At 63.2% G+C, this 10,767-nt stretch carries 9 protein-coding genes and 2 pseudogenes; 6 read left to right on the top strand and 5 right to left on the bottom strand.

What is annotated here, in order from left to right; all coding sequences use genetic code 11:
• The 3 genes and pseudogenes from A2J01_RS28980 to A2J01_RS28970 form a co-directional block, all read right to left on the bottom strand.
• A pseudogene (locus A2J01_RS28980) lies at positions 1-702 on the bottom strand (hydroxylase); the annotation flags it as partial.
• Positions 703-873: 171 nt separating this feature from the next.
• Positions 874-1,743 carry an alpha/beta fold hydrolase gene (locus A2J01_RS28975; RefSeq protein WP_064114114.1) on the bottom strand — a complete coding sequence of 290 codons (870 nt, stop codon included), beginning with the start codon at positions 1,741-1,743 and terminating at the stop codon, positions 874-876.
• A 76-nt stretch (positions 1,744-1,819) separates the two neighbouring features.
• Positions 1,820-2,728 (bottom strand): IclR family transcriptional regulator, encoded by a 909-nt coding sequence (locus tag A2J01_RS28970; protein ID WP_003940451.1) that lies wholly within the window; start codon positions 2,726-2,728, stop codon positions 1,820-1,822.
• 138 nt (positions 2,729-2,866) lie between these two features.
• Here A2J01_RS28970 and A2J01_RS28965 point away from each other — a divergent pair, with 138 nt between their 5' ends.
• The 3 genes from A2J01_RS28965 (at position 2,867) to A2J01_RS28955 (ending at position 5,643) form a co-directional block, all read left to right on the top strand.
• A complete protein-coding gene (locus A2J01_RS28965) occupies positions 2,867-3,742 on the top strand; it encodes a TIGR03619 family F420-dependent LLM class oxidoreductase (RefSeq protein ID WP_064114113.1) in 876 nt (291 codons plus the stop codon).
• Between the two features lie 32 nt (positions 3,743-3,774).
• Positions 3,775-4,266: a nuclear transport factor 2 family protein gene (locus A2J01_RS28960; RefSeq protein ID WP_003939809.1), complete on the top strand. Its 492-nt coding sequence runs from the start codon at positions 3,775-3,777 to the stop codon at positions 4,264-4,266.
• Positions 4,267-4,395: 129 nt separating this feature from the next.
• Positions 4,396-5,643: an Nramp family divalent metal transporter gene (locus tag A2J01_RS28955; protein WP_020909201.1), complete on the top strand. Its 1,248-nt coding sequence runs from the start codon at positions 4,396-4,398 to the stop codon at positions 5,641-5,643.
• Positions 5,644-5,699: 56 nt separating this feature from the next.
• On the opposite strand, the gene A2J01_RS28950 is transcribed toward A2J01_RS28955, so the two are convergent.
• On the bottom strand, positions 5,700-7,295 hold the full coding sequence (locus A2J01_RS28950) for an acyl-CoA synthetase (protein ID WP_054188386.1): 1,596 nt from the start codon (positions 7,293-7,295) through the stop codon (positions 5,700-5,702).
• Between the two features lie 369 nt (positions 7,296-7,664).
• On the opposite strand from A2J01_RS28950, the gene A2J01_RS28945 reads away from it, so the two are divergent.
• The gene (locus tag A2J01_RS28945; RefSeq protein ID WP_064074262.1) at positions 7,665-8,603 is read left to right on the top strand and encodes a 3-oxoacyl-ACP reductase; all 939 of its coding nucleotides are present in this window, start codon (positions 7,665-7,667) and stop codon (positions 8,601-8,603) included.
• Between the two features lie 26 nt (positions 8,604-8,629).
• Positions 8,630-9,373 carry an SDR family NAD(P)-dependent oxidoreductase gene (locus tag A2J01_RS28940; RefSeq protein WP_007729453.1) on the top strand — a complete coding sequence of 248 codons (744 nt, stop codon included), beginning with the start codon at positions 8,630-8,632 and terminating at the stop codon, positions 9,371-9,373.
• Positions 9,374-9,394: 21 nt separating this feature from the next.
• Here A2J01_RS28940 and A2J01_RS28935 read toward each other — a convergent pair.
• Positions 9,395-10,330, bottom strand: a pseudogene (locus A2J01_RS28935) (amidohydrolase family protein).
• Between the two features lie 95 nt (positions 10,331-10,425).
• Between A2J01_RS28935 and A2J01_RS28930 the strand changes: the two are divergent.
• Positions 10,426-10,767 (top strand): nuclear transport factor 2 family protein (locus tag A2J01_RS28930; protein WP_064114112.1); only part of this gene is annotated, 342 nt, incomplete at its 3' end.

Below are 10,767 nucleotides of genomic sequence, written 5' to 3'. Positions count from 1 at the left end.
GAAAATGCACGAGAACGGGAACTTGTACAACGTCTCCGTACGGCCCGCTTCCTTCCACGCCGTCCCGTCGTACACCTTTCCGGCGTCGATCGTGCGGTAAGTCGGCAGGAATGCGTCCTTGACGATCAGGTCCTTCGACCCGGTTCCGCGCAGGCCCACGACATTCCAGCTGTCCTGGTCGATGTCGTAATCCGAACGCGGCAACAGCACGTGCAGGTGCTTCGGCGGCATCAACGGCTTGCCGGACTCGTCACCGACCATCGCACCGATCATGATCCAGTCGCAATGATCGGTACCCGAGGAGAACGACCAACGACCGTTGAGGATGTACCCACCCTCGACCGGCCTCGCCACACCCATCGGCGCATATGGCGACGCCATCCACGTATCGGGATCGGTTCCCCACACCTCTTCCTGAGCCTTGCGGTCGAAGAACGCAAGCTCCCACGGATGCACACCGACGATGCCGCTGACCCAGCCCGTGGCACCGTCCATCGCGCCGATAGCCATTGCCGTCTCGGCGAATTCACGCGGATGCGCCTCGAGGCCTCCGAACTCCTTCGGCTGGAACATCCGGATGACGCCGGAGTCGCGCAAGCGCTTCGCGCTGCCGTCCGTCAAGCGCATCAGCTTGTCACCCTCGACTCCGTCGGCGCGGATCTCGTCGGCGAACTGTGAGATGTTGTCCAGAACCTGACCCATGATTTTTCCGGCTTTCTGGTTTCGCTACCCGGCGAGTGCCTGGGCAGAATGAAAATCTGTTGGTGAAACGGTGGCAGGTAGCCCACCGAAGTGCAGAAACGCTTCCCGGTGAGTGGGAGCCCCCCTGTGCGCCTTTTTGGTAGTGGGGGCTACCAAAAAGGCGCACGGGCCTTACTTGCCTTCTGGACGCGTCAGAAATGCCAGAACGGACGCGACCCAGGCGTCGCGAGCTTCGATCATCGTCCAGTGTCCGCAGTTGGGGAAGATGTGAACTTCGCCGTTGGGGATGTCGCGCATCGGCAGAATCGCCATGTCCACGGGGCTGACGCGGTCGTCGCGTCCCCAGGTCAACAGCGTCGGCGCCTTGATCTTGTTCAGCTGCGCCCAGTACGGCACGGCGGTCGACGCAGCGGCAGCCGCGCCCATGGCGGCCATGGCCTTGCTGCTGTACATACGACGGGCGATCTCGAGCGTCGTCGGCTCGGTGGCCAGGGCCCAACGCTCTTCGATGAGCTGCTCGGTGACGACGGCACGGTCGAAGACCATCGAATGCAACCAGCGGACCAGGGCTTCGCGGGTGGGGTTGTCGGTGAACTCCATGAGGAGTTTGATGCCTTCACCGGGCCCCGGCGAGAAGGTGTTCTTTCCCATGCCGCCGATGGTGACGAGCTTGCTCACCCGGTGCGGCTCGTCGATCGCGACCTTGGTGGCGACGATGCCGCCCATGGAGTTACCGATCATGTGGACCGGGCCGAGGCCGAGGCCGTCGAGGAACATCCCGACCGACGCCTGCGCCATCATCATCGGATGGTCGGGGCCGGGATCGCTGACGCCGAATCCGGGAAACTCGAGAACGTAGCAGTGGAAGTGCTCCGCGAAGTCCGCGAGAACGCCGCGGTAGTTACGCCAACCGGTGACGCCGGGGCCCGATCCGTGCAGCAGCAGGAGCGGCGGGCCGTCGCCGGCTTCGTGGTACCGGAGCAAACCGAGATCGGTCTGCAGTTCCTTCAGAGTTCCCTCGTAGCTCAGTTCAGTCGTCATGGTCCGAACGGTGCCATCAGTACCGCTGAGCTGCTATGACTCGTCCCGATCAGCGAGACAAGTCGATCAAAATACGTCAGATCCAGTGGTCGGACGACGCTGCCAGCAGGCGATCCATCGTCTCCGCCGAGAACGTATTGGTCGGAACGGGAGGCGTTTTGCGGCCGCGGCGAGGAGCACCCAGTTCGGGGTACAGCGTCCGTGAGACCTCGCGAGCCGCGTCGACGACCAGCGGAGCAACTCGCTCGAGCTGAGCGGTCCGCATGTCACCACACAACGCGATGCTGCCGACGGGACCCTCGTGTCCGCGAATTGCCGAAGCCACACAAGCGACTCCACGCGCTGACTCCCCGCGTTCGAAGGCCAGTCCCCGACGCTGACGGATGCGGTTCAGTTCCTGGTGGAGCACAGCGACGTCGGTGATCGTGTTCTCGGTACAGCGGGGAAGAGAAGACCCGAACAGAGCGTCGACGCGCTCGGGGTCGATCCACGCCAGCATCGCCTTGCCACCAGCCGTCGAATGAGCGAGCACTCTGCCGCCGACGCGGGACGGGAGCGCCGCGGCGAATCGTCCGCCGACCTTGTCGAGATAGACGCTCTCGCGTCCGTCGAGCACCGATAGGTGAACGACCATGCCGGTCTGCAGGTGCAGTTCGTGCAGAAGCGGTGCAGCGGCTTCGCGGATCTGGCTGTGGCCGCCGTCGCCACCACCGAGGCCGAGCGCACGACGCCCGAGGCAGTAGCCGAACGATGCGTGATCGACCCAGTCCAGCTTGACCAGCTGATCGAGAATGCGGTGGACCGTGGAGCGCGGCAACTGAGTACGGCACGCGACCTCTTCCAGCGTCAGCCGCGCGGCGCGGCCGTCGAAGGCGTCGAGAATCAGTGTCATCCGCTCGACCATCGACGGCGGCAGATCCTTCTTGGGTTGCCCACCGGCAGTCTGGACGGTGGACAGTGTGTCGTTCATGTCAACAATGGTCATGGACGCCTCCCGAAAACTGGAATTGATTCTACCGACTATAACCCAGGTCACAGTTTCTGGAAAGTGAATCGATCTTTTCGATCCCGATCAGCGGTAATTCACCTGCCGCTGGGCGAGTGGGGACGCTATAAACGCCCGATGCACCTGGGAATCGTCACGCCGGTCCTGATTCAGCACCCGAGCACGCGCTCGGAGTGGGAGGCAAGTGCTGACATCGGCGAGATCGCCACAGTGGCCGCCACGGCGGATCGACTCGGTTTCCATCATCTGACCTGCAGTGAACACGTGGCGGTCCCCGAGGAGATTGCCGCCGAGCGCGGCGGAACCTACTGGGATCCGCTCGCCACCCTTGGTTTTCTCGCCGCGCGTACATCACGAATCCTGCTGGCGACCCAGGTGCTGGTGTTGGGCTACCACCACCCCCTCGAGATCGCCAAGCGTTACGGAACGCTTGATCGCGTCAGCAATGGACGCCTGATACTCGGCCTCGGGGTGGGGACTCTGAAACAAGAATTCGATCTCATAAATGCTCCATTTGCCGACCGAGGAGCGCGCGCTGACGATGCCTTGGCCGCACTTCGGGCATCACTGTCGACGCCGACTCCGGAGTATCACGGCGAGTTCTACGACTACTCCGGATTTGTCGTCGAACCCCACGCCGTCCAGAAACGGGTGCCGCTGTGGATCGGCGGCCGGACCAAGAGATCGCTGCGCCGGGCCACCACACACGGCGACGGGTGGGTGCCGTTCGGGCTGCGATTCTCCGAACTGAAGGAAATGCTCGATGCCGCGACGCTCCCCGACGGATTCGACGTGGTGCTTCCCGCCGGTGCGCCGCTCGATCCTCTCGGCAATCGCGAATCCACCCTTCGCGCCTTGACTCGCGTCCGTGACGCCGGGGCGACCATCGCCAGCTGCTCGGTCGGCGCTCGAAGCGTCGAGCACTACTGCGAACAACTCGAAGAACTTCACCGAATCGCCCTCGCCGAGGGCTTTTCTTTCACCACTTCCTGATTCCCCGACAATTCAATGCAAAGGACGTACCGATGACCGACTCGACCGCCCTGATCGAATCCCTGCTCGCCCGAGTGGAATTGCTCGAGGACAAGCTCGCGATCACCGAACTGCTGACCACATACAGCCCTGCCGTCGACAGCGGATCAGCCGACGAGGTCGCGAACCTGTGGCTCGAGGACGGCGTCTACGACGTCGATACAGGTGCGATGCACGGCCGCGGCGAACTGCGCGCGATGGTTCACAGCGCCTCACACCAGAACTGGATCATGAACGGCGCGGCCCACATGATGACACCCGCCCACATCCGCATCGACGGCAACAAGGCCGTCGCGACCTGCCATTCGCAGTTGGTCATCAAAGATCCCGAGAACCCGACGGGATTCAAGGTCCTCCGCATCACCGCAAACCGTTGGGAACTGATCAAGACGGACGGCGAGTGGAAGGTCGAACTGCGTACCAACGCCCTCCTCGACGGCCGACCCGAGGCTCGCGCTCTCCTGGCTGCCGGCGTGACGGCCTAACCGGCCTGTGCGCGGTTAGGGACCCTCTGCGGTCGGTAACCGCGCACAGCTGTTGAAAGTTCGGCTCCCCGAACTCTATAGTTCACTTATTCGAACCAACAGGTCCGAGTATGTGTGACCAGGAGACCGATGAGCACCAGTACGCAAGAGCCGACGACTCCGCGCCGACGACCCACGGGGAGATCCATCGCCCTGCTCGGTCCGGCGTTCGTCGCGGCAATCGCGTACGTCGATCCGGGCAACGTCGCCGCCAACCTCACCGCCGGCGCCAAGTACGGCTACCTCCTCATCTGGGTACTCGTACTCGCCAACGCGATGGCCGTCCTCGTGCAGTATCTGTCCGCGAAACTCGGTCTCGTCTCCGGCAGATCCCTGCCCGAAATGCTGGGTCAGCGCCTGCGTAAGAACAACCGCCGCGCGTTCTGGCTCCAGGCCGAGATGATGGCGATCGCGACCGACGTCGCCGAAGTCATCGGCGGCGCCATCGCACTCAACCTGCTCTTCAACATCCCGCTCTTCCTCGGCGGACTGATCACCGGATGCGTGTCGATGGTCATCCTGACGATCCAAAGTCGGCGCGGACAGCGCACTTTCGAGTTCGTGGTCATGGGATTGCTGGCCATCATCACCATCGGCTTCCTGACCGGGCTCGCCTTCACCGACGTCTCCGGCAGCGAGGCCGTCGCCGGACTGGTCCCCCGCTTCGAAGGAACCGAGACCGTACTGCTCGCCGCCAGCATGCTCGGAGCAACGGTCATGCCGCACGCGATCTACCTTCACTCCGCATTGGCACGTGATCGCCACGGCCACATCAAACCCGGCCCACGGTTGCAGCGATTACTCAAAGTCACCCGTTGGGATGTCGTTGTCGCGTTGATCATCGCCGGTGGCGTGAACATCGGCATGCTGCTGCTGGCCGCTTCGGCGCTGCGCGGAGTACCCGGCACCGACACCATCGACGGCGCGCATGCCGCGATCGAGAATTCGCTCGGCCCGGGCGTAGCCGTGGTATTCGCGATCGGCCTCCTCGCCTCCGGACTCGCGTCGACCTCCGTGGGATGCGCGGCCGGCGCCGAGATCATGCATGGTCTTCTGGCCATTCGGATTCCGGTGATCACACGCCGGATCGTCACGCTCATCCCGGCACTGATCGTGCTCGGACTCGGCGTCGACCCGACGCTGGCGCTCGTGCTCAGCCAAGTGGTCTTGAGCCTGTGCATCCCCTTCGCGATCATCCCGCTGGTGCGAATGACCTCGGACCCCGAACTCATGGGCGACGCGCGCAATGCCCCGCTCACGACCGTCGCGGCGTGGATTGCGGCGGGCTTGATCGTTGCACTCAACGTCGCTCTGCTGGTTCTGACGGTGACAGGCTAGAGCACCGGAGCCACCCAACGCGTCCCTCACAAACGCGCTGGACGGCTCCGGCCGGACTAGGAGACTTGCTCGGCGAGAGTGGCCTTGGCCCAGCGATAGTCGGCCTTTCCGCTGGGAGAACGCCTGATCGACGGAACGTTCATGACGGTGCGCGGCACTTTGTACCGAGCGACCTGCGACGCGCAATGCTCACCGATCTCGGCAGCGTCCGGGACGTCGAAGCCTTCGCGGGTCGTGATGACCGCAGCGACGCGCTCACCGAACTTCGCATCCGGAATTCCCGCGACCAAAGCGTCGAGCACCGCCGGGTGACTCTTGAGCGCCTGCTCGACCTCTTCCGGATACACCTTCTCCCCGCCGGTGTTGATGCACTGAGAACCACGTCCCAGCAAGACGATCGAGCCGTCGGCTTCCACGCGTCCGACGTCGCCGAGCACCGACATCCGCACCCCGTCGATCACCGGGAACGTAGCCGCGGTCTTGACCGGATCATTGAAGTAGCCGACCGGCACGTGACCGCTGCGAGCGATGTAGCCGGTCTCGGGCGATCCCGGCTCCAGCGGCCGCATCCTTTCGTCCACGACGCGGGTCTCGTCGCGAGCGGCGATGCGCATCAGGCCGTCTTCGCCGATCTCCAGATTGCCGTCGACGCCCGACTCCGAGGAGCCGAATCCGTCGCGGATCACCAGGTTCGGAAGCATCGACTTGAGCTGCTCCCGCAGTGAGAGCGAGAACAAGGCTCCGCCGGACGAGACCATTCCGACCGTGCTGAGGTCGTAATCTGCTGCGTTTGCTGCCAATTCGTCTGCGAGCGGACGTGCCATCGCGTCTCCGACGACGGTGATGGAGACGGCCTTCTCACTTCCGGCGAGCTGGAGCGTCGTCTTCGCGTCGAACCGCGCCATGAGAATTGCGTTGGCGCCCATGAAGAATCCGGTGAACAGCGAGTACGACGCCGCACCGTGCATCAGGGGTGCGGTACTGAGCATGTTCATCGCGGGGACGTTCGGCACCGCGGCGAACAGAGCCTCAGCGGTCGTGTGCGGCGGACCGAACGGATTTCCGCCGGTGAGCGCCGCGAAGTAGAAGTCTTCATGACGCCACATGACGCCCTTGGGCATCCCTGTCGTGCCGCCGGTGTAGATGACGAAGAGGTCGTCGTTGCTGCGGGGCGCGAAGTCACGAGTGGCGGCCTGCTCCGCGGCAGCGTCGGCAAATCGAACGACGTCGACGCCTTCGATATCGCGGACGGCTGACTCGCCGACGACAACGACGTGCTTGATGCCGGGCGCGGCCGGGAGAACCGTCTCCACGACGGAAACGAACTCCTCGTCCACGATCAGTGCCACCGACTGCGAATCGTTGTACAGATAGGTCAGTTCGGCGTCGACGTAGCGATAGTTGACGTTGATCGGGACCGCACGAATCTTGAGGCAGCCGAGCAAACTCTCGACGAACTCGATGCTGTTGCGCATGTGCAGAGCAACGTGATCGCCGGGCCCGACACCGACGCTCGCCAGGTGGCGGGCGATGCGATTCGAGCCCTCGTCCAGCTCGACGTAGGTGCGACGACGACCATCGCACACGAGCGCCGTGCGGTCCGGAATCAGATCCGAGATGCCCTCGTACAGATCTGCCAAATTCAGTGACACTGCTGGTGCCTTCCTTGATGTCCGGCCCGGTGAATTCGGGGCCGACCGTACTGCGTTTTCGGTGGGAACTATCCGACCCTGGAGCCGACGAATGCGGCCGAGAACTGAGCGGATCGGTGGTGACGCAAACGCGTACGCGGTGGGATCGCCGCGTCGCCCCAAGGTGGCATGCAGCGCTCGTGACCCAGATCACCGCTCCCGCTGAGTGAGACTCCTCCTCAGTCGGCCAAACTTCTGTTCAAAACTAGAACTAATTCTGATTTCGCTCGAATGATTTTTTCGGAACGACTACCGAACTCTCGACTTCAAATTAGAATGAATACTAATTTTGCTATACCTACCCGCCAGACCGGATCGAAGGAGCACGACATGACGCAATCACTGAGCTTGGAAGGCAAAGTTGCCGCCGTCACCGGCGCCGGCGCCGGCCTGGGTCGCGCCGAAGCACTCGGACTCGCGGCTGCCGGTGCAGCCGTCATCGTCAACGACATGGGTACAGCGGCCAACGACGTGGTCGACGAGATCAAGGCCGCAGGTGGACAGGCACTCGCCATCACCGGCGACGTCTCCGACTGGTCACTCGGCGGGCGCATCATCGAAGAGGCCGTCAAGAACTTCGGATCATTCGACATCCTCGTCAACAATGCAGGCATCCTGCGCGACAAGATGATCTTCAACCTGACCGAATCCGATTGGGACGACGTCATCCGCGTGCACCTCAAGGGCCACGCGGCCACCTCGCACGCAGCCGCAGTCCACTGGCGCGCAGCCAGCAAGGCAGCCGACGCACCGGTCTACGGCCGCATCATCAACACCTCTTCCGAGGCTTTCCTCTTCGGCAGCGCCGGGCAGCCCAACTACTCGGCAGCCAAGGCCGGTATCACCGCGCTGACGCTCTCGAGCGCAGCAGGTCTCTCCCGCTACGGCGTCCGCACCAACGCGATCTGCCCCCGTGCCCGCACCGCCATGACGGCAGAAGCCTTCGGCGAGAACAACACCGGCGTCGTCGGCCTCGATCCGCTTGCACCCGAGCGCGTCGCGACCCTCGTCAGCTACCTCGCATCCCCCGATTCCGACGAGATCAACGGACAGGTCTTCGTCGTCTACGGCAAGATGGTGGCGTTGATGGAAGCACCCAAAGTCGAGAACCGTTTCGACGCAGCCGGATCCGCGTTCACCGTCGAAGAACTCGGTGGCCAGCTCTCGTCTTACTTCTCCGGCCGTGGGCCGTACGAGACCTACGCCGCCTACAGCATCGCCGGCCTCGAAAAGATCGCACTTGCAGTCGACGAGACCGCAACAGTTTGAGCAGCACTTACGAAGAGGAGCGTTTCATGAGGTTGAACGGCAAGGTAGCGATCGTCACCGGCGGCGCCGGTGGAATCGGTCGCGCTGTCACCCGAGTCTTCGCCCGTGAAGGCGCGAAGGTCCTGTTCGTCGACATCAACGACGAGCAGGGCCAGGCCCTCGAACAAGAACTGGCCGGCTCCGGCAAGTTCCTGAACGTCGACCTTGCTGCCGCCGGTTCGGCCGAGCAGATCCGTGACGCCGCGCTCGAGGCTTTCGGCAAGCTCGACATCCTGGTGAACAACGCTCACGCGTCCCGTCAGGCTCCGTTGCTCGAAACCACGCAGGACATGTTCGACCTGTCCTTCAACACCGGTTTCTACCCCGTTGTCCACCTCATGCAGGCGTGCCACGACGAACTCGCGAAGACCAAGGGTTCGGTCGTCAACTTCGCATCGGGTTCAGGTTTGGACGGAATGCCCACCCAGACGTCCTACGCTGCGGCCAAGGAAGCTGTGCGAGGCCTGACGCGCGTCGTCGCCAACGAGTGGGCGCCGGAAGGCATTCGGGTCAACGTGGTCTGCCCGTTCGCCGCCACCGAAGGCGTCGTCAAGTGGCAGGAAGCCTTCCCTGAGCGCGCAGCCGCATCGGTTGCCAAGGTGCCCCTCGGACGCATCGGTGATCCCGAAACCGACATCGCTCCCGTCGTGGTGTTCCTGGCGAGCGAGGATTCCAAGTACATGACCGGACAGACGTTGATGGCCGACGGCGGCAGCATCAAATTGCGATGAGCGAAATACTTCTCGGTGGGCTCAGCTCACCGAGAAGAGCTTGGCAGCGTTGTCGTGCACGACGGCTCGCAGCCATTCGTCTCCGAGATCGAAGCGCGTAACCGCTTGCAAGGCTGTGAGATACGGGTACGGAATGTTCGGGAAGTCGCTACCGAACAGAATCCGGTCCTGCATGTCGACGAGCCGTGATACGTCCGCCTTCGGGAAGGCACACTGCTATTCCGTGAAGTCGGTGAACGCCATGGTCGTATCCAGGCGGACATTGCCGTAAGCCTCTGCCAGATCGAGGAATTCGCTGTACTCGGGCATCCCCATGTGGGCGACGATCAACGACAGGCGCGGGTACCGTGCGAGCAGCGAAGCAATGCGATCAGGTCCCGTGTACTCCCCCGGCGCCGGTCCCGATCCACAATGGATCACGATGGGCGTCTCGGAGTCCTCGAGCTGACCCCAGACCTTGTCGAGCAGAGGGTCGTTCGGGTCGTAGTTTCCGACCTGGATGTGGGACTTGAAGATTCGCGCGCCCGAATCCAGGGCCTTTCCGACGTACGACGCCGCCGACTCCTCGGGATAGAACGTGGCCGTGTGCAGGCAATCGGGCGTTTGCGCGGCAAATTCGACGGCCCACTGATTGAGCCACTCGGCCATCGCGTGCTTGTGCGGGTAGATCATCGACGTGAAAGCCCGGACACCGAACTCGCGGAGACGGTGTACCCGCTCCTCCTCGGCAAGTCGGTAGGCGATGGGCCATGGTCGACCGATCATCGGTCCCGCCGAATCGAAGTAGCCCCACACCTTGTCCATAACGCTCTTCGGCATGAAATGGGTGTGGACGTCGATCACGCCAGGAACACCCAACTCGCGCCAAAAAGCCCGAACCTCGGCGATCTCCTCCGGTCCGGTCGATGGGACCTCTTCGGTACACACGTTTGACACCCCTTTCGTTCGCTCGACCATACCGAGTGCCGTCGCGCTCACCGGGACAGGTCGTTGACGGCCCGCACTGAGCACCCGAATGTGAACCCATCTTGCCGATCACCGTTGGAGGTTGAATGTCTCAGGCCGAGTCCGAAGTGGGATCGATCAGTGCAGTCGAGGAACTGCTCGCAATCGAGGAAATCAAGCGTGTGTTCGCCGCGCGCCTACGCTGCATGGACACCAAGCAGTGGCACGTCTACCCAACCCTGCACACCGCAGACGTCGTCAGCGAGACGTGGGGCGGACTCCCGACAGACAAGCAACCCAAGACCGGTGACACCTCGAACCAGGTAGTGGGCATCGACAAACTCACCGCGGCAATTCGGAACATGCTCGACGGCGACATCCCCCTCACCACGGCGCACCACGCACACACTCCCGAAATCGTGCTGACGTCACCCACCACCGCAACCGGT

It is taken from the genome of Rhodococcus sp. EPR-134, from assembly GCF_001647205.1.
GTDB classification, from domain to species: domain Bacteria; phylum Actinomycetota; class Actinomycetes; order Mycobacteriales; family Mycobacteriaceae; genus Rhodococcus_F; species Rhodococcus_F qingshengii.
The sequence above is the reverse complement of the archived record's forward strand: the minus strand, read 5'-3'. Positions and strand labels throughout refer to the sequence as shown.

What these genes read in the sequence shown, in the direction of transcription:
- A2J01_RS28945 (WP_064074262.1), top strand. Translation starts at nt 7,665, where the DNA reads ATGACGCAATCACTGAGCTTGGAAGGCAAAGTTGCCGCCGTCACCGGC.
- A2J01_RS28970 (WP_003940451.1), bottom strand. Translation starts at nt 2,728, where the DNA reads ATGACCATTGTTGACATGAACGACACACTGTCCACCGTCCAGACTGCC.
- A2J01_RS28965 (WP_064114113.1), top strand. Translation starts at nt 2,867, where the DNA reads ATGCACCTGGGAATCGTCACGCCGGTCCTGATTCAGCACCCGAGCACG.
- A2J01_RS28955 (WP_020909201.1), top strand. Translation starts at nt 4,396, where the DNA reads ATGAGCACCAGTACGCAAGAGCCGACGACTCCGCGCCGACGACCCACG.
- A2J01_RS28960 (WP_003939809.1), top strand. Translation starts at nt 3,775, where the DNA reads ATGACCGACTCGACCGCCCTGATCGAATCCCTGCTCGCCCGAGTGGAA.
- A2J01_RS28940 (WP_007729453.1), top strand. Translation starts at nt 8,630, where the DNA reads ATGAGGTTGAACGGCAAGGTAGCGATCGTCACCGGCGGCGCCGGTGGA.
- A2J01_RS28975 (WP_064114114.1), bottom strand. Translation starts at nt 1,743, where the DNA reads ATGACGACTGAACTGAGCTACGAGGGAACTCTGAAGGAACTGCAGACC.